Annotated in this window: 17 protein-coding genes; 13 read left to right on the top strand and 4 right to left on the bottom strand. The window is 53.1% G+C overall.

Features of this window, described 5'->3' with window-relative positions:
• Positions 1 to 206: 206 nt before the first annotated feature.
• From gpmM to EnteroDNA1_RS14625, 3 genes are read left to right on the top strand one after another with little or no spacing between them, the layout of a single operon-like run.
• Entirely contained in the window at positions 207 to 1,751 is a 1,545-nt protein-coding gene (gene gpmM, locus EnteroDNA1_RS14635) for a 2,3-bisphosphoglycerate-independent phosphoglycerate mutase (protein ID WP_069303483.1), read from the top strand.
• 33 nt (positions 1,752 to 1,784) lie between these two features.
• Positions 1,785 to 3,044, top strand: coding sequence for a murein hydrolase activator EnvC (envC, locus tag EnteroDNA1_RS14630; RefSeq protein ID WP_231926994.1), 1,260 nt, complete (start codon positions 1,785 to 1,787; stop codon positions 3,042 to 3,044).
• A gap of 3 nt (positions 3,045 to 3,047) precedes the next feature.
• Positions 3,048 to 3,980, top strand: a complete 933-nt coding sequence (locus EnteroDNA1_RS14625; RefSeq protein ID WP_069303481.1) for a divergent polysaccharide deacetylase family protein — start codon at positions 3,048 to 3,050, stop codon at positions 3,978 to 3,980.
• Between the two features lie 3 nt (positions 3,981 to 3,983).
• On the opposite strand, the gene EnteroDNA1_RS14620 is transcribed toward EnteroDNA1_RS14625, so the two are convergent.
• Entirely contained in the window at positions 3,984 to 4,784 is an 801-nt protein-coding gene (locus tag EnteroDNA1_RS14620; protein WP_069303480.1) for a glycosyltransferase family 2 protein, read from the bottom strand.
• Between the two features lie 205 nt (positions 4,785 to 4,989).
• On the opposite strand from EnteroDNA1_RS14620, the gene EnteroDNA1_RS14615 reads away from it, so the two are divergent.
• A complete protein-coding gene (locus EnteroDNA1_RS14615; protein WP_069303479.1) occupies positions 4,990 to 6,195 on the top strand; it encodes a glycosyltransferase in 1,206 nt (401 codons plus the stop codon).
• Between the two features lie 15 nt (positions 6,196 to 6,210).
• Entirely contained in the window at positions 6,211 to 7,125 is a 915-nt protein-coding gene (locus EnteroDNA1_RS14610) for a hypothetical protein (protein WP_069303478.1), read from the top strand.
• Between the two features lie 27 nt (positions 7,126 to 7,152).
• Here the strand turns inward: EnteroDNA1_RS14610 and tdh are convergent, their stop codons facing one another.
• Positions 7,153 to 8,181, bottom strand: a complete 1,029-nt coding sequence (tdh, locus tag EnteroDNA1_RS14605) for an L-threonine 3-dehydrogenase (RefSeq protein WP_069303477.1) — start codon at positions 8,179 to 8,181, stop codon at positions 7,153 to 7,155.
• Positions 8,182 to 8,190: 9 nt separating this feature from the next.
• Entirely contained in the window at positions 8,191 to 9,387 is a 1,197-nt protein-coding gene (gene kbl / locus EnteroDNA1_RS14600) for a glycine C-acetyltransferase (RefSeq protein ID WP_024906617.1), read from the bottom strand.
• A 215-nt stretch (positions 9,388 to 9,602) separates the two neighbouring features.
• On the opposite strand from kbl, the gene rfaD reads away from it, so the two are divergent.
• From rfaD to EnteroDNA1_RS14570, 6 genes are read left to right on the top strand one after another with little or no spacing between them, the layout of a single operon-like run.
• Positions 9,603 to 10,535 (top strand): ADP-glyceromanno-heptose 6-epimerase, encoded by a 933-nt coding sequence (gene rfaD / locus EnteroDNA1_RS14595; protein ID WP_008502707.1) that lies wholly within the window; start codon positions 9,603 to 9,605, stop codon positions 10,533 to 10,535.
• Between the two features lie 2 nt (positions 10,536 to 10,537).
• Entirely contained in the window at positions 10,538 to 11,584 is a 1,047-nt protein-coding gene (gene rfaF / locus EnteroDNA1_RS14590; RefSeq protein WP_069303476.1) for an ADP-heptose--LPS heptosyltransferase RfaF, read from the top strand.
• A gap of 3 nt (positions 11,585 to 11,587) precedes the next feature.
• On the top strand, positions 11,588 to 12,571 hold the full coding sequence (rfaC, locus tag EnteroDNA1_RS14585) for a lipopolysaccharide heptosyltransferase RfaC (RefSeq protein ID WP_069303475.1): 984 nt from the start codon (positions 11,588 to 11,590) through the stop codon (positions 12,569 to 12,571).
• Positions 12,572 to 12,574: 3 nt separating this feature from the next.
• The gene (locus EnteroDNA1_RS14580; protein WP_069303474.1) at positions 12,575 to 13,663 is read left to right on the top strand and encodes a glycosyltransferase family 9 protein; all 1,089 of its coding nucleotides are present in this window, start codon (positions 12,575 to 12,577) and stop codon (positions 13,661 to 13,663) included.
• A 49-nt stretch (positions 13,664 to 13,712) separates the two neighbouring features.
• Positions 13,713 to 14,570, top strand: a complete 858-nt coding sequence (locus EnteroDNA1_RS14575; RefSeq protein WP_231113514.1) for a sugar glycosyltransferase — start codon at positions 13,713 to 13,715, stop codon at positions 14,568 to 14,570.
• The gene (locus tag EnteroDNA1_RS14570; protein ID WP_064673812.1) at positions 14,557 to 15,720 is read left to right on the top strand and encodes an O-antigen ligase family protein; all 1,164 of its coding nucleotides are present in this window, start codon (positions 14,557 to 14,559) and stop codon (positions 15,718 to 15,720) included. The genes EnteroDNA1_RS14575 and EnteroDNA1_RS14570 overlap by 14 nt, the downstream gene beginning before the upstream one ends.
• A gap of 15 nt (positions 15,721 to 15,735) precedes the next feature.
• Here the strand turns inward: EnteroDNA1_RS14570 and EnteroDNA1_RS14565 are convergent, their stop codons facing one another.
• A complete protein-coding gene (locus EnteroDNA1_RS14565) occupies positions 15,736 to 16,698 on the bottom strand; it encodes a polysaccharide deacetylase family protein (protein WP_064673813.1) in 963 nt (320 codons plus the stop codon).
• 150 nt (positions 16,699 to 16,848) lie between these two features.
• Between EnteroDNA1_RS14565 and rfaQ the strand changes: the two genes are divergently transcribed.
• Together rfaQ and EnteroDNA1_RS14555 are read left to right on the top strand one after the other, a co-directional pair.
• Positions 16,849 to 17,919 (top strand): putative lipopolysaccharide heptosyltransferase III, encoded by a 1,071-nt coding sequence (rfaQ, locus tag EnteroDNA1_RS14560; protein ID WP_073001641.1) that lies wholly within the window; start codon positions 16,849 to 16,851, stop codon positions 17,917 to 17,919.
• Entirely contained in the window at positions 17,916 to 19,043 is a 1,128-nt protein-coding gene (locus EnteroDNA1_RS14555; RefSeq protein ID WP_069303473.1) for a glycosyltransferase family 4 protein, read from the top strand. Before rfaQ ends, EnteroDNA1_RS14555 begins: the two co-directional genes overlap by 4 nt.
• Positions 19,044 to 19,045 lie beyond the last annotated feature (2 nt).

The raw sequence follows: 19,045 nt of genomic DNA, 5'->3' as shown, positions 1-19,045 counted from the left end.
ACAGGAGTATACCTGTGCGTTCTGGCAAATACAGCCAGCGACCCTAACCTAATCCATTTTCTGCGGCATGCCACCTAAAAAAATGCCTCAAAATGGTCTGGTCAGCACCTTGCCCCTGCGCTTTCTTTGATCTTCTGCGGCTATTTGATCGATTCAGCTGTAGTAAAATTACGCAAATTTTGACTCTTGAGTATGAGGTTGTCGCAATGTCGGTTTCTAAAAAACCTATGGTACTGGTAATTCTGGATGGCTATGGCTACCGTGAAGACAGTCAGGATAACGCTATTTTCAACGCCAAAACCCCGGTCATGGATGCGCTGTGGGCAAAACGTCCACATACGCTGATTGACGCGTCTGGCCTGGAAGTAGGTCTGCCGGACCGCCAGATGGGCAACTCCGAAGTCGGTCACGTAAACCTGGGCGCCGGGCGTATTGTGTATCAGGATCTGACGCGTCTGGACGTTGAAATCAAAGAACGCACCTTCTTCTCCAACCCAACGCTGTCTGGCGCAGTCGATAAAGCCGTTGCCGCTGGCAAGGCCGTACACATCATGGGCCTGCTCTCTGCGGGCGGCGTTCACAGCCACGAAGATCACATCATGGCGATGGTTGAACTGGCCGCTGAGCGCGGTGCGGAAAAAATCTATCTGCACGCCTTCCTGGACGGTCGCGATACGCCACCACGCAGCGCAAAGGGCTCTCTGCAAGCCTTCGAAGAGAAATTCGCCGCGCTGGGTAAAGGCCGCGTTGCCTCCATCATTGGCCGTTACTACGCCATGGACCGCGACAACCGCTGGGATCGCGTTGAACAGGCCTATGACCTGATGACTCTGGCCAAAGGTGAGTTCCAGTTCGCGACCGCCGTTGAAGCGCTGGAAGCGGCCTACGCACGTGATGAAAACGACGAATTCGTGAAAGCGTCCGTGATTCGCGCTGAAGGCCAGGCTGACGCCGCCATGGAAGATGGCGACGCGCTGATCTTCATGAACTTCCGCGCTGACCGCGCGCGCGAAATCACCCGTGCGTTCGTCAACAGCGACTTCGACGGTTTTGCCCGCAAGAAAGTGGTCAACCTCGATTTCATCCAGCTGACTGAATACGCGGCAGACATCAAAGCGCCCTGCGCGTATCCACCCGCCTCGCTGGCCAATACCTTCGGGGAGTGGATGGCGAAGAACGACAAAACGCAGCTGCGTATTTCCGAAACTGAAAAATACGCGCACGTGACCTTCTTCTTTAACGGCGGCGTTGAAGAGCCGTTCAAAGGCGAAGACCGCATTCTGATTAACTCGCCGAAAGTCGCCACCTACGATCTGCAGCCAGAAATGAGCTCTGCCGAGCTGACTGAAAAACTGGTTGCGGCCATCGAGAGTGGCAAATACGACACCATCATCTGTAACTACCCGAACGGCGACATGGTGGGGCATACCGGGGTGATGGAAGCGGCAGTGAAAGCGGTTGAAGCGCTGGATCGCTGCGTTGAGCAGGTAGCAAAAGCGGTTGAATCCGTTGGCGGCCATCTGCTCATCACCGCTGACCACGGTAACGCTGAACAGATGCGCGACCCGGCGACCGGCCAGGCGCACACGGCCCATACCAACCTGCCTGTTCCGCTGATTTATGTGGGTGATAAATCAGTGAAAGCAGTGGAAGGCGGCAAGCTTTCTGACATCGCGCCAACCATGTTGACGCTGATGGGGATGCCGATCCCTGAAGAGATGACTGGTAAGCCGCTGTTCATCGTGGAATAATCGCTCCCCATGAGGGGAAAGGCGATTTTTTCAATCACATGGGTCGTGAAGCCGCTTAGGTTATCAGTCAGACCTCTGTTTTACGCCAGCGCACTCAGCGCTGGCGTATTGCTGTGCGCCGCATCCGCCCACGCGGATGACCGCGACCAGCTGAAATCCATTCAGGCCGATATCGCCGCCAAGGAGCGTGCGGTACGCCAGCAGCAGCAGCAGCGCTCCGCCCTGCTCGCCCAGCTTAAGCAGCAGGAAGAGGCGATCTCCGTCGCCACGCGTAAACTCCGTGAAACGCAAAACACCCTCGCCCAGTTGAATAAACAGATCGACGAGATGAACGCGTCTATTGCCAGGCTGGAGCGCCAGCGTGATGCCCAGGAGCGCAATCTTGCCGCACAGCTTGATGCCGCATTCCGCCAGGGCGAGCATACCGGGCTCCAGCTGATCCTCAGCGGCGAAGAGAGCCAGCGCGGTCAGCGCCTGCAGGCCTACTTTGGCTATCTCAACCAGGCGCGTCAGGAGACGATCGCGCAGCTGAAGCAGACGCGCGAAGAGGTCTCCACGCAAAAAGCCGAGCTGGAAGAGAAGCAGAGCCAGCAGCAGACGCTGCTCTACGATCAGCAGGCCCAGCAGGCGAAGCTTGAGCAGGCTCGCAACGAGCGTAAGAAAACCCTTTCCGGCCTTGAATCCTCCATTCAGGAAGGTCAGAGCCAGCTGAGCGAAATGCGCGCCAACGAATCAAAACTGCGTAACAGCATCGCCCGTGCCGAAGCGGCGGCGAAAGCGCGCGCCGAAAAAGAGGCTCGCGAGGCGCAGGCCGTTCGCGACAAGCAGCAGGAAGCGTCCCGCAAAGGGACAACCTACAAGCCAAGCGAGAGCGAACGTTCTCTGATGTCGCGTACCGGCGGTTTGGGCTCTCCTCGCGGTCAGGCTTTCTGGCCCGTTCGCGGTTCAATTCTGCATCGCTATGGCGAACAGCTGCAGGGTGAGCTACGTTGGAAAGGGATCGTTATCGGTGCGTCTGAAGGTAGCGAAGTGAAAGCCATTGCCGATGGCCGCGTGATTCTGGCCGACTGGCTGCAGGGTTACGGACTGGTGGTGGTGGTCGAACACGGTAAAGGTGATATGAGCCTTTACGGCTACAACCAGAGCGCGCTGGTCAGCGTCGGCACGCAGGTGCGCGCCGGCCAACCCATCGCCCTTGTGGGCAGCAGTGGCGGTCAGGGCCGCCCGTCACTCTATTTCGAAATTCGTCGCCAGGGTCAGGCGGTCAATCCACAGCCGTGGTTGGGAAGATAAGTTTTGCTCCAATTTCGTCGAATGGTTTTCTCCGTCGTCAGCGCGCTGGCGCTGGCTGCACCGGTATATGCAGGTAAACTCGCTATCGTGATTGATGACTTCGGTTATCGTCCGCACTATGAAAATCAGGTGCTGGCGATGCCGTCGGCCATCTCTGTCGCCGTCCTTCCGAATGCCCCCCACGCGCGCGAGATGGCGACCAAAGCCCACAGCAGCGGTCATCAGGTGCTGATCCACCTGCCAATGGCACCGCTCAGCAAGCAGCCGCTGGAAAAAGATACCCTGCGCCCGGATATGAGCAGCGAGGAGATCGAGCGCATCATCCGCGACGCCTACAACAAAGTGCCGTATGCCGTAGGGCTGAACAACCATATGGGCAGCGCGATGACGTCAAGCCTGTACGGGATGCTCAAAGTGATGCAGGCGCTGGAACGCTACAACCTCTACTTCCTCGATAGCATGACCATCGGCAACAGCCAGGCGATGCGTGCCTCTCAGGGAACGGGCGTCAAGGTGATTAAGCGTAAGGTGTTCCTGGATGATACCCAGAACGAAGCTGATATCCGCATGCAGTTTAATCGCGCGGTACAGTTGGCCCGCCGCAATGGCTCAGCCATTGCCATCGGTCACCCGCACCCGTCTACCGTTCGCGTCCTGCAGCAAATGCTGCCGACCTTGCCTGCCGATATCACGCTGGTACGTCCGAGCGATCTGCTGAACGAGCCGCAGGTGGATACCTCTACACCGAATTCTGCGCAGCCCGTCCCGACCGCGCCGCGTAATCCGTTCCGCGGCGTGAAGCGCTGTGTACCGAAGCAACCGCCTGAACCGGTCTATGCGACCCGCTTCTTCTCCGTCATCGGAGACAGCATCAGTAACAGTACGCTGGTGAAATACGTCCAGCAGCAGTGGCAGGGATGGGGTAAGAAAGCCTGACCCTTATTTCGCAATCTGAGAGTCCGTCTGCTCGTTAGTAACGGACTCTTTTTTCTCCTGATGCTGATACCAGGATTTGAAATACTTCAAAAAGCTATAGGCTGTGGCATACAGTCCTGTCGCCACCCCCACTTTGCCCTGACGCCAGGCGCCGCTAAACAGATACCATTTGAAAAAAGCGCCGATGGCGCTGATCACGCCGCGCCCGATAGAGGGCCGTATTTTTTGATGTTGAACCAGGCGGGTTGTATAACAATTTAATTTGTTAAAAAGCTCATGCAGTGTGGGAAACGTATCATGTTTTACATAACCCGGAATACGTTCACAACGGAGAAAACCTTCGACCTGATCGTCTACCGGCCTGTTATTAAACCGGGACTGGTTACGGTTAAAAAGACGCACAGGATAATCAGGGGATGAAACTGGATAAATCGTCCGGACTTCTTCACCCAGAACAAACCAGTGGCGACATATTCGCCATGCCATTCCGGGGTCTGGCTCATCGCCTGCTTTTAACGTTAAAACGGCATTAACCGTTTCCTGGTCAAGAATTTCGTCGCTGTCGATGCACAGGACCCAGTCATTGCTGGCTAAGGATATAGCATGGTTCATCTGCTCGCCATGCCAGCTAAATTTTTTATAGACAGGTAGCAGTCCAAAACTTTCACAAATATATCGTGTTTTGTCCGTACTGCCAGAATCGACCACGACAATTTCATCCGCTATTTTCAAAAGAGGCGGGATAACATCGTGCAATAATCTTTCAGAATTAAACGTTAATAAGCAGACCGTTATTTTAAACATTTTCCCACTCTCAATAGCAGCCTAAATTAATATTATTAATACTATATAAATGAGTAGAGACGATTAAAGTCCTGAATCACACTTTTCAAATAAGCACGCTTGAAATTTTGTCTAATTCTCAAGAGCAATAAAATAGAAAAATCTATTTTATTTCAACAGATTCTTTATAATGCAGTCAGATGAAGGGTAGCACACGGATTCAGACATGCCGCACAAAAGTAAAATTCTCCTCCTGGATACGGGTAAAGAATGGGGGGGAGGCACCAACAGTATGCTTGAGCTCCTGAAGCGAATTAATCGCGATAAATTCGATATTACCTGTTGTTTTTACAGTGATTATAGTCGTGCTGAAGGTGAGACAATTGGCCAGGTGCTCAACGGCATCGGCATCCCGCTCATCGTGATCCCTCAACGTCCGCAGCCGGTCTGGGCCAAATTGTTGAAGGAAGCGGGACGTAGCCTGCTGTTTTTCTCACGCAGCGCCCGCAAGGCATTGACGCGTCACGTGGATATCATGTGGCGCATCAGGCCTAACGTCAGCAAAATCGAAACACTTTTCACGCAGGGCGGTTTCGATACGCTCTATATGAATAACCAGCCGGGCTCAAACGAGGAAGGCTATCTGGCGGCGGCGAACCTGCAGGCGCGGTTGATCCAGCACTGCCGCATTGAGCCCGTTTTGACCCCGCCGCTGGTAAAGCTGGTTAATGCCCATGCCACAAAAATCATCGCGGTCTCGCACGGCGTTGAACGCGTGTTGCTTCAGCATGGCGTCCGGCCCGAACTGTGTACGACGGTCAATAATGCCATCGACATCCACCAGCCTTTACCTGACCGATGCGCGATGCGCCAGCGCCTGAACATTGATGACGACACGTTTGTGTTCGGCAGTATCGGGTCGTTAATCCCTCGCAAAGCCAACCACCACACGCTGGAGGCGCTGGCACAGTTCAGCCAGAAGCATCCCCAGGCGAAATGGAAAATGGTGCTGGTCGGAGAAGGTGCCGAACGCCGCGCTTTAACAGAACAGGCCCGAGCGCTGGGAATTGAATCCCGCGTCATCTTCACCGGTTTTCAGAATACCCCCTTTGATTACCTCGCTACGTTTGACGCCTTTATTCTCGCCTCAAAAAGTGAAGGGCTGCCGCGCGTGGTGCTGGAAGCGATGCTTCTCAATATCCCTGTGATTGGCTCTCAGGTGACCGGCACGGCAGAGTTGATTGATCATGATTCGACAGGGCTGCTCTTCCCCTGGAGCGATGTTTCACAGCTTGCACAGCATCTGGACAATATCTGGGCAGATGAGGACCTGCGGGCTCGACTGGCTGCGGCTGCATACCAGAACGTCTGTCATACCTATGCCATCGAAAACTATGTCAGCGGTGTCGAAGCCGTGCTTGGCGCGCACTAACCAAACGAGATAACTATGTTTAAATTTCTTAATGCTCGCTATCGTCATATCACCGGGCGACACAACATTCCTTACAGCTCTCTGCCCGTGACGGGCGCGCTTGCTGCGGTGGATTCTATTGTGATTCCGTGTACCGGCGCAGATTTCGTCGAAGAAGCATTACTCTCTGCCACCTTCGCGGAACGTTATGCCACCGGGGTAAGCGAAATCGTCATCGTCAGCGACCAGCCTGAATCCGCCTTTGGGGTACTGCCGCCTAAAACCCGCGTAGTGACGCTAAATCTTCCCGTTCGTGAGGAAAGCTACCGCTATAAGCAGATCTACCTCAGCCGTCTGGTGAAGCTTAACGCCCCGCTGCAGGCTCGCGGTGAAGGGGTATTGATGATCGATTCCGATCTCAACCTGCTCAAGATGCCCGAGATCAACATGGCCGATATGCACATTTACTCCAGCTTCCGTCAGGGCAAAATGATTGCCAAGCTGGACGGTGCGCCAGAGGAAAAAGTGCCGGCGTATTACAAGGAGACGGTGCGCCCGTATCTGGTCGATCACGTTAACGGCGCGTTTCTTGCGGCAACCAAAAAAACCTGGCGCCGTATCTGTCCGCTATGGCTGACGCTGTTCCAGGATACCTGGGAGCTGATGGATGATACGCAGCCGCCGACCGATCAGCTGCCGCTCGCCGCGCTGCTGGACATGCTGGATTTAAAAACGGTTAACCTGGGTGACTGGATGAACTGGCCGGTCTCGAAGAAAATCGGCGGTCAGGAAGCCGTTGTACCGAAAGAGGTGATTGGCGCGCACGGCGGCTTCCCTCTCTCTGAATGGCAGAAGTACCTTGAATCGCCGGATAACAAACTGCTGTTCAAAGGTCAGGACTACACCCGCAAGGTGCGTTACCTGACGGACGAAGAGAAAAAGAAGCAATAAAATAAGGGGCCTGAGGCCCCTTTTTGATTACTTATCCCAGCTCAGGATCACTTTTCCTGACTGGCCGGAACGCATCGCGTCGAAGCCCTGCTGGAACTCATCGATGGAGAAACGGTGAGTAATAATTGGGGACAGATCCAGACCGGACTGGATCAGCGCCGCCATCTTGTACCAGGTCTCGAACATCTCGCGGCCATAGATGCCCTTGATGAACAGCCCCTTGAAGATGACTTTGTTCCAGTCGATAGACATGTCTGACGGCGGAATACCCAGCATCGCGATACGGCCACCGTGGTTCATGGTGTCGAGCATGGTGCGGAACGCCGGTGGCGCACCGGACATCTCCAGACCCACGTCAAAGCCTTCGGTCATGCCCAGCTCTTCCATCACGTCGGTCAGGCTCTCTTTCGAGACATCTACCGCACGGGTGACGCCCATTTTGCGCGCCAGCGACAGACGGTATTCGTTCACGTCGGTGATCACAACGTTGCGCGCACCTACGTGCTTCGCCACGGCAGCCGCCATAATGCCGATTGGGCCCGCGCCGGAGACCAGCACGTCTTCACCGACCAGGTCGAAGGAGAGCGCCGTGTGCACCGCGTTGCCGAACGGGTCGAAGATGGAGGCCAGATCGTCAGAGATATTGTCCGGGATTTTGAACGCGTTAAACGCCGGTATCACCAGGTATTCCGCGAAGCAGCCCGGGCGGTTTACGCCCACGCCAATGGTATTACGGCACAGGTGCGTACGCCCGCCGCGACAGTTACGGCAGTGGCCGCAGGTAATATGGCCTTCACCGGAGACGCGGTCGCCAATTTGGAAGCCTTTCACTTCCTGGCCGATACCCACCACTTCGCCGAAATATTCGTGACCGACAACCATCGGTACCGGAATGGTTTTCTGCGACCACTGGTCCCAGTTGTAGATGTGAACGTCAGTACCGCAGATGGCGGTTTTACGAATTTTGATCAGCAGATCGTTATGACCGACTTCCGGCTCCGGCACGTCGGTCATCCAAATCCCTTCTTCCGCTTTCAGTTTGGATAACGCTTTCATCACACGTCCTCAGGCAATTACGCCCAGCTGTTTGCCGATGCGGGTAAAGGCTTCCACCGCACGTTCAATTTGTTCAGGCGTATGCGCCGCAGACATCTGGGTGCGGATACGCGCCTGACCTTTTGGCACCACCGGGAAGAAGAACCCGGTGACGTAAATCCCTTCTTTCTGCAGTTCGCGGGCAAATTGCTGCGCGACGACCGCATCGCCCAGCATCACCGGAATGATCGCGTGGTCAGCACCGGCCAGGGTAAACCCTGCGGCGCTCATTTTTTCACGGAACAGGCGGGCGTTGGACCACAGGCGGTCGCGCAGCTCAGCGCCCGACTCCACCATCTCCAGTACCTTGATGGAGGCGGCAACAATGGCCGGCGCCAGGGAGTTGGAGAACAGGTACGGGCGAGAGCGCTGGCGCAGCCACTCGACCACCTCTTTACGCGCGGCGGTATAGCCGCCGGACGCGCCGCCGAGCGCTTTGCCCAGCGTACCGGTGATGATATCCACGCGGCCCATCACGTCACAGTATTCGTGGGAACCGCGGCCATTTTCGCCGACAAAACCGACCGCGTGAGAGTCATCTACCATCACCAGCGCGTCGTATTTATCCGCCAGGTCGCACACGCCCTTCAGGTTGGCGATCACGCCGTCCATGGAGAACACGCCGTCGGTGGCGATCAGCACGTGGCGAGCGCCCGCTTCACGCGCCTCTTTCAGGCGCGCTTCCAGCTCGACCATGTCGTTGTTGGCGTAGCGGAAACGCTTCGCTTTACACAGGCGTACGCCGTCGATGATGGAGGCGTGGTTCAGGGCGTCGGAGATAATCGCATCTTCTGCGCCAAGCAGGGTCTCAAACAGACCGCCGTTGGCGTCGAAGCAGGAGGAGTACAGAATCGCGTCTTCCATTCCGAGGAAGCTCGCCAGCTTTTGCTCAAGCTGCTTGTGGCTGTCCTGCGTACCGCAGATAAAGCGTACGGAGGCCATGCCGAAACCGTGGGTGTCCATGCCGTTTTTTGCAGCGGCAATCAGCTCAGGGTGATTCGCAAGACCTAAGTAGTTGTTCGCACAAAAGTTGATCACATGGCTGCCGTCGGCAACGGTGATGTCCGCCTGCTGGGCAGACGTGATAATACGCTCTTCCTTGAACAACCCTTCCGCACGTGCGGTGTCGAGGTCGCTGTTTAACTGTTTGTAAAAATCACCACGCATTGCAATTCTCCAGACTCGGCAAATTTCGGGACATATTACCCAAACCTATAGTTCATGACGAGATGACACGTCATCTCTTGTCGTTTTTGCAGCATAAATCACGCGTACCCCTGCGCTGTGAAGGTGAATGGCTGAAGGGCAGCCATACTAATGATATGATAGAGACATTAGCGTCCGGGATTGTCCCCGGGCTCCACACTTCAAAGGTTACAGTTATGATCATCGTTACCGGCGGCGCGGGCTTTATCGGCAGCAATATTGTTAAGGCTCTCAATGACAAAGGCATCACCGACATCCTGGTGGTTGACAACCTGAAAGACGGCACCAAGTTCGTCAACCTGGTGGATCTGAACATCGCTGACTACATGGATAAAGAAGACTTCCTTATCCAGATTATGGCAGGCGAAGAGTTCGGCGAGATCGAAGCCATCTTCCACGAAGGTGCGTGTTCTTCCACCACCGAGTGGGACGGCAAGTACATGATGGACAATAACTATCAGTACTCCAAAGAGATCCTGCACTACTGCCTGGAGCGTGAAATTCCGTTCCTGTATGCCTCCTCCGCGGCAACCTACGGCGGCCGCACCTCGGACTTTATCGAATCCCGCGAGTATGAACAGCCGCTGAACGTCTACGGTTACTCCAAATTCCTGTTCGACGAGTACGTACGTCAGGTGCTGCCAGAAGCGAACTCGCAGATCGTCGGCTTCCGTTACTTCAACGTCTACGGACCGCGCGAAGGTCACAAAGGCAGCATGGCGAGCGTGGCGTTCCACCTGAACACCCAACTGAATAACGGTGAAAGCCCGAAACTGTTCGAAGGCAGCGACGGCTTTAAGCGCGACTTCGTTTACGTGGGCGACGTAGCCGCAGTGAACCTGTGGTTCTGGGAAAACGGCGTATCCGGCATCTTCAACCTGGGTACAGGCCGCGCGGAGTCCTTCCAGGCGGTGGCTGACGCAACGCTGGCGTATCACAAAAAAGGCAGCATCGAGTACATTCCGTTCCCTGACAAGCTGAAAGGCCGTTATCAGGCGTTCACCCAGGCTGACCTGACCAACCTGCGCGCCGCAGGCTACGACAAGCCGTTCAAGACCGTTGCCGAAGGCGTAACGGAATATATGGCCTGGCTGAACCGCGACGCATAAGTATGAAGATTCTGGTGATCGGCCCGTCATGGGTGGGCGACATGATGATGTCGCAAAGTCTCTATCGCACGCTCAAGGCGCGTTATCCCCAGGCGATAATCGACGTGATGGCACCCGCGTGGTGCCGTCCGCTGTTGTCGCGTATGCCGGAAGTGAACGAGGCGATCCCGATGCCGCTTGGCCACGGGGCGCTGGAAATTGGCGAACGCCGCAAGCTCGGCCATAGCCTGCGCGATAAGCGCTACGATCGGGCGTATGTCCTGCCAAACTCCTTTAAATCCGCCCTTGTGCCTTTCTTTGCAGGTATCCCACATCGCACCGGCTGGCGCGGTGAAATGCGCTACGGCCTGCTGAACGATGCGCGGGTGCTGGATAAAGAGGCCTGGCCGCTGATGGTGGAGCGCTATGTGGCGCTGGCCTACGACAAAGGCGTGATGCGCAGTGCGAAAGACCTGCCGCAGCCGCTGCTGTGGCCACAGCTTCAGGTTAACGACGGTGAAAAATCCCAGACCTGTAACGCGTTTGGTCTATCGTCTGAACGCCCGATCATTGGCTTCTGCCCCGGCGCCGAGTTCGGCCCGGCAAAACGCTGGCCGCACTACCACTATGCGGAGCTGGCGAAACAGCTGATTGACGAAGGCTACCAGATTGTCCTGTTCGGTTCGGCAAAGGACCACGAGGCAGGCAACGAAATTCTCGCGACGCTCAGTAATGAACAGCAGGCCTGGTGCCGCAACCTGGCGGGAGAAACGCAGCTTGAACAGGCTGTTATCCTGATTGCCGCCTGTGAGGCCGTGGTCAGCAACGATTCGGGCCTGATGCACGTCGCCGCCGCGCTCAACCGCCCGCTGGTGGCGCTGTATGGCCCAAGTAGCCCGGACTTCACGCCCCCGCTTTCTCATAAAGCGCGCGTCATCCGCCTGATCACCGGCTATCACAAAGTACGCAAGGGCGATGCCGCAGAAGGTTACCATCAGAGCCTGATCGACATTACGCCAGAGCGCGTTCTCGAAGAGCTTAACGAACTGCTGTTGAGCGAAGAAGGATAACGAATGCGGGTACTGATCGTTAAAACTTCTTCGATGGGCGATGTTCTGCATACGCTCCCGTCACTGACGGACGCCATGCGGGCCATTCCCGGCATTCGTTTTGACTGGGTGGTGGAAGAAGGCTTCGCGCAGATCCCCACATGGCATGAAGCGGTTGACCGCGTAATTCCGGTGGCGATCCGTCGCTGGCGCAAAGCGTGGTTCTCCGCGCCGATTAAAGCCGAACGCAAAGCCTTCCGTGAGGCGGTGCGGGCACAGCATTACGACGCCATCATCGACGCCCAGGGGCTGGTGAAAAGCGCCGCGCTGGTGACGCGTCTGGCACATGGCGTAAAGCACGGCATGGACTGGCATACCGCCCGCGAACCGCTGGCGAGCCTGTTCTATAACCGTCGCCACCACATCGCAAAGCAACAGCACGCCGTCGAACGTACCCGCGAGCTGTTTGCAAAAAGCCTGGGCTATGCGAAATCGGAAACTCAGGGCGACTACGCCATTGCGCAGCACTTTTTGCGCAATACAGATCCCTGTGCTCAGCCTTATCTTGTCTTCCTGCATGCCACAACGCGCGACGATAAACACTGGCCGGAAACGCACTGGCGAAGCCTGATTGAACTAATGCAACCTACCGGCATCCATATTAAACTGCCCTGGGGCGCTGAACATGAGCGGCAGCGTGCAGAGCGTCTGGCAGCAGGTTTTTCACACGTCGAGGTATTGCCGAAACTCACGCTGGCGCAGGTTGCCGCGCAGCTGGCGGGAGCGAATGCTGTTGTTTCCGTTGATACAGGTTTAAGCCATTTAACCGCGGCGCTGGATCGTCCGAATATTACGATTTTTGGTCCGACCGATCCCGGATTGATCGGGGGTTACGGTAAAAACCAGCATCAGATGGTCAGCCCGACCCAGCAAACGAAGGATATCAGCGCAGATGCTATTTTTTCATTTTTACAGGGCAGCCGTTGGCTTTCCAACAGGGATATCTAACGCATGAGTTACGTATTTCTGCTGATTTTACTCTTTCCGGTGAAGCTTATCCGGAAGCTGTTCCGCAAAGAGACAGGTAAAAACCTGGTCATTCAGACAGCAAAAATCGGCGATTTTGTTAATGCAACGCCCCTTCTGGCATACCTGCAAAAAAGCGACGTGCTCATCAGTCGTAGCGTGGGTGCGCTGGCGAAGCATGATGAGACGATCGATGAGATTTTTTTTATCGAGCAGCATAAGCGTAACCTGTGGCGAAAGCTGGTCTTTGCCTGCCGGATCATGAACCGCTATGACAATGTCTATCTCCTGCAACCCAATAGCGTGAACCTCTTTTTCGCCTCCGTGTGTAACGCTAAAAACAAACAGTTTTTAAGCACTTACACGCGCAGATGGTACCACGGTATTTTCTATGCAACGGCAGACGGTACTGTTGAACACGGTAAGAAGACTCTTTCAGTCACGAACTATCTCAAACTGGCCGATCGCACCTTAACCTGGCAAGACTCGCCAAAGCACGCCACAAAGCCACTTTTCAAACCTGCGACCTATCCGGCAATCCTCGATAAACCCGGCGTGATCCGCATTGGTATCAGCGTAGCCGCCGGGAATAAAGCGAAAACCGTTCCGCCGGTCATCTGGAAGCAAATTGCCGATCGTCTCGCCGACCTGCCCTGCGAATTTTATGTGTTTGGCGCCCCGAATGAACAATCGTGGATGGATGATATCACCCGCGCTTACGGTGAACTGCCCAACTTTATTAATCTGATTGGCAAAATCTCGCTTGAAGAGCTGCCGTGGGCCATTTCTAAAATGGATTGCTATATCGCGTCTGACTCGGGGAATGTCTACATTGCCGATGCAGTCGGCGTGCCGGTAGTTATGTTATTTGGGCCTTGCTGTCATTATGAACAACGCCCACTCGGTAACGTTCTGTTGATTGGTAATGATGAAAATATTAACTCTTATGTTTTTGAAACACGTTATTATTTCAGCCAGCCGAAGGAAAAACTGTTTGCTATAAGCGATGTTGATATGAATAACATAGTGAGTTTATTGACGAATATAAATAAAAAAGCATTATTAGGGGCATAGAATGGGCTCTCTAACCAAACAATTGTACCGATACACACATAAGCGCAATATGCGCCATAACGAAAATTTGTGGCCCTTTATTAAATTATCTCGCAATGAAACCGGAGAGATTTGTGATTTAAAATATAAAGGCCAAAGTATCAACCTCACTACGCTTACTTCGCTTCAGGATCGGTTTGAGGGTGAGGTTCTGATAACGGCAACCGGTCCTTCAATCAAAAATATTAATTTTGAAAAACTGTCATCCACGATAGTTACTGCTGGTGTCAACGGCGCATGGCATCTCAATAACAAGCTGCATTTTAGTCTCTATTTTGTGGTCGACATGACGTTCATCGACCGTCAGACTGCTATTTTAAAGCAGGTCATTGGCTGTAAAAATGTCATTTTGTTTACGACCGTAATGGGGATCGTTAAGCTCATAAACCGTTTTTCATATGAAAATATCCACTGCGAAATATGCATCATCGAAGATATTTGTTACGAAACCTATAAACCCTCTATAAAAATGGTTAATTTGCACCAGGCATTAGCGGGTAGGCCAGAAATCGTCTTTTCCGATACACACCCCAATATTGCCTTCAGCCGTGATGCGAGGTGCGGTGTGGTAGATGCTGGTACCGTAATGTATTGGGCACTCCAGGTAATTTATTTTTTGAGATTTAATAAGATTTACATCGCTGGTCTGGATATGAATAATTTCAACCAACCGCGATTTTATGAAAACGGTAACACCATGTTGCCTTCATTCCTTGGAGACAAAGTACATAATATTGTGATCCCCGCGTTCACACTGGCAAGTACTGTTTTGAAAAAAGATAACATCACTGTTATTAATTTATCACCTCAAAGCGCTATACCTGACTTTGTTTTTCCCAGAAAGGATTTTACTGATGTTTTCAATTAATTACCAACGTATTCCGTTCTATCCTTTTACGCTTTTTGTATTTTTAAGCATAATTTTTTGCGGAGTTTCTCGCGTAAACAACTTATTCCATCTTGCGCTTGGGCTATTTATCATTGCCACAATTGCTAGCAATGAATTCAGAGTGCATTTTATCAATGACCGTACCTTTCTACACGCCCTAGGCATAACGGGTGCCTTTTTAATATACTTTTCACTTTCGAATCTTTGGGCTGAATCGTCTCAGGTAAGCTCTGCCTTAACACATTCATTATATTTATTTATTTTCATATGTCTTTATCGTCAGTGTGAATTGCAGGGAAAGAAAAAATTTGTCATTGGCGCAGCTTATGCAGGTATTGTCGCACTCGCTATACTCACCCTGATTTATGTTGATAAAGCGAACATTTTTTATAACAGACTTTCGAATGCTTTCCCTTATGCCCCTGATAACGTCATTGACCTCGGAGGATATATGGCACTAGGGGTTTTATTAAGCGCTATATTGGTGCGGGAAACGCGTAACGTCTGGTTTTATCTTCCAGTCCCGTTGCTGCTGGCCTGCTTAATATTGACTCAAAGTCGCGGACCGTTCCTTTCCCTGGTGGTAGCCTCTACAGTAGCGTTTCTTTGTAAACCAAAGTGGAATGTTAAGCTACTGGTAGGCTCGGTTATTATATTATTATTAATCGGTCTCGCTTTCTATTTTAGCGGCTCATTCGATATATTTATCAATCGAGCAGAAGAGTCTTCTCGTGCAAGCACCGTGCGCTTTGGTATCTGGCAACACGCCGTTGAAGTGGCAAAACAGAAAGCGATTTTCGGATGGGGTTTCAACAAGGAGCTTCAGTTCATTAATGGCTATGGCCAGGCCATTTCCACAACGCACAGCCTCTATTTAGCTACCTTCCTTAAGGGTGGGATCGTGGGGCTTCTGCTACTCGTCGGTATGATTTTATATGCCGCCAGACAGTCTCTTCGTCACCTAGCGGCCGATCATAAGGCGGAGATCGCCGTCCTTGTCTTCGCGCTGATGTTCTATATCACTCAAGGTATGTTTATTATCAGTAACCCACGGGAATATTGGGTCCTGTTCTGGCTACCTTTCGCCATTATTTTCAGCACTCCCGTTAAAACGGTTCTGCAAAAATAAACCTTACAGCGCCGATTACCCGGCGCTATTTTTTTCGGAATAAAACTCCGCCAGCGTCATCCCTACCGTCTTATCGGATAACCAGCTAAAGAGCGTTTCTAAATCCTGATACAACCCTTCAATCGCCGCCTCATCTTTAAACGTTGGGCTTCCGCCAGGCATAAATTCCGACGAATGAAGCATAAACTCCACGTACTCACTTCCCTGCGACAGGCATTGCTGTGCGACCTGAATCATTTGCTCCGCATTCCCACCGGACGGTCTTAGCCAGTTCACAGAGGGAGAGCGGTATTTACCGCGAAGCCTGTCGTAACCCTGTTTGATCGTGTTCAACCACGCCGGGTGTTTATACTGAATGCTCATCGGCACTTCGAGTAATGGGCTATGGCCTGCCCGGGAAATATTGTCTAAATCCATGAAATAGGCGTGGTCGGGGAAATGCTGATAATCCGTTCCGCCATTACCCTGTGGGGCGCCTTTCGCATTGCGCCAGTTCACGCGTGGCGTCACGGAGCAATCCACCTGGTAGCCCAGTTCAACGAGCAATTTTGCGTAGCGACTGTCAAATGCCCAACGTCCGGCACGGTGGCTTAACATTTTGGTCTGGAAGGTCTCTTCCAGCAGGCGTGTCATGAACAGCACTTTTTCGCGCATCACCTCATCCGAAAATTCAACCAGATAAGGCTGCCATCGCCAGTCATCGCCCGTGAGATCGTGCTCCGGCGGGCTATTCCATGCGTGAAGGTGCATTCCCACCTCCCCCTGACCGCGGGCGATTGCGTCCCTGGCGAATTCGATGAAAACGGGTTCGATCGCCATCTCGTAATTGGTCAGCCACACGGGCTTAAAGCCGAAACGCTCACAAAGCGCCTGGAAACGCGCCAGATAACGCGCATTTTCCGTTTTAATGACGCGGTGATTTTGCCAGAGATTATCGCCCTCAGTATCAATTGTGATGATAAACGCTGGTTTGTTCATAATGAGTCCGCAAGACAGGAAAGTTAGCGCTATGTTACGCACTCTCCAAAGCATGAGTAAACCCTTCCAGGGAAATTACTGAGATTATGGAGAAAGAGTGCAAGTCGCTATCAGGTCTATTAGAATTGCCATCAGTACAACGCCGATAAGATGATGATGAATAACTTACCTGACACACCTGATTTGCGCATTTTACTTATCAAACTCCGCCATCATGGCGACATGTTGCTGACCACTCCCGTCATTGATTCGCTACGTCAAAAATGGCCGCAGGCGCAGATTGATGTCCTGCTGTATGAAGAAACGCGCGATATGCTCGCCGCGCATCCGGCGATCGGTACAATTTATGGAATCGATCGTAAATGGAAACAGCTTGGCACGCTCAAGCATCTTCAAAAAGAGTGGCAGTTGCTGCGTGCGTTAAGAAATCAGCATTATCATCTGGTGATTAACCTGGCCGATCAATGGCGTAGCGCGATCGTCACCCGTTTCACCGGTGCACCCGTTCGCCTCGGATTCGCGTTTAACAAACGCAACAGTGCATTCTGGCGTTTTTGTCACACCGATCTGGTCTCTGTCGACGGTCACAAATCCCTGCATACGGTCGAACAGAATCTTTCCATTCTGGCGCCATTACAGGTCGCGCCGCAGCCTGCCGTCACCATGGCTTACACCGCAGAAGACTGGCATCATGCCCGCCAAAAGCTGACGCAGACGGCTGTGGGCGACAGCTATATCGTGATCCAGCCGACGTCCCGCTGGTTCTTTAAATGCTGGAGCGAAGACAAAATGGCGCAAACCATTACTGCACTGCAGCAGGATGGTCATACGGTTGTGCTCACCGCGGGGCCGGATAAAAAAGAGCTGGCGATGATCGATCGCATTCTCGCCGCCTCGCCAAAGACGGGAGTCGTCTCGCTGGCGGGCCAGCTAACGTTGCGCCAGCTGGCCTCACTTATCGATCATGCGCGTCTTTTTATCGGCGTTGACTCCGTTCCAATGCATATGGCCGCCGCGCTGCAAACGCCCTGCGTGGCGCTATTTGGCCCTTCTAAACTCACGTTTTGGTCTCCATGGCAAGTCAACGGTGAAGTCATCTGGGCCGGCGATTACGGCCCGCTACCCGATCCGGATGCCATTGATACCAAAACGAAAGAACGCTATCTCGACGCCATTCCCGTTGATGCTGTCGTCTCCGCCGCAAGGAGATATCTGTCATGAAAAACCATCGTCTGGCCATTGTTCGCCAAAAGTATCGCCCTGATGGCGGAGCGGAACGCTTCGTTTCGCGCGCTCTCACCGCGCTGAGCAATCAGAACCTTGAGCTCAACGTCATCACGCGTGAGTGGCAGGGAGAGAAGCAAGACGACTGGCATATCCATATTTGCAACCCTCAAAAATGGGGCCGCATCAGTCGAGAGCGCGGATTTGCACAGGCCGCGCGCGCGCTGTGGCAGCAACAGCAGTTTGATATTGTTCAAAGCCATGAGCGCATCCCGGGTTGTGATATCTATCGCGCGGGTGATGGGGTGCATCGTCGCTGGCTGCTTCAGCGCGCGCGCATTTTACCTGCCTGGCGTGCGCAAATGCTGATGTATGACCGCTATCACCGCTACGTGATGCGTGCGGAACGGGAAATGTATCAGGCGCCCGAGTTGAAAGCCGTAATCTGTAATGCGGAGATGATCAAACGCGAAATCGTTGAAGACTTTGATATTGACGCAAATAAAATTCATGTGATTTATAATTCTATTGATTCCAGCCGCTTCGTTCCGGCCCAGGAGGCACAGCGTGCGATGCTGCGCCAGCAATTTGGTTTGCCAGCCGATGCCGTTGTGTTCTGTTTCGTAGGCTCAGGGTTTGAACGAAAAGGATTAGCCAGCGCCATACGCGCTATCGCTGGAACATCAGCCTGGCTGATTGTGGTTGGGCAAGATAAAGCAGAGCGTCGTTATCGCGACCTCGCCCGTTCGTTAGGCTGCGAGGGGCAAATCCGTTTCCTGGGGGTGCAAAAAGAAACTCTGCCTTTTTATCAGCTATCCGATGGTTTACTGTTGCCAACGCTGTATGATCCCTTTCCTAACGTCATTCTTGAAGCGATGGCCTGCGGCTTGCCCGTCATTACTTCAGAGAGTTGCGGTGGTGCAGAGTTTATTCAACAAGGCCAGAACGGATTTTATTGTGACGCACTTGATATCAGTACATTGAAGGAAGCGGTAGCCGCCATTCCTTCACTGGAAAAAAATAACAATATGGGACGAGCGGCACGTGAACGTGTAAAAGACGCCACTCCCGAAAAACTATCAAGTCAGCTTATTACGCTTTATCAAAAATTACTGGATTAAAA

The sequence above is a fragment of the Enterobacter sp. HK169 genome (assembly GCF_001719105.1).
Taxonomy (GTDB): Bacteria; Pseudomonadota; Gammaproteobacteria; order Enterobacterales; family Enterobacteriaceae; genus Enterobacter; species Enterobacter asburiae_B.
The sequence above is the reverse complement of the archived record's forward strand: the minus strand, read 5'-3'. Positions and strand labels throughout refer to the sequence as shown.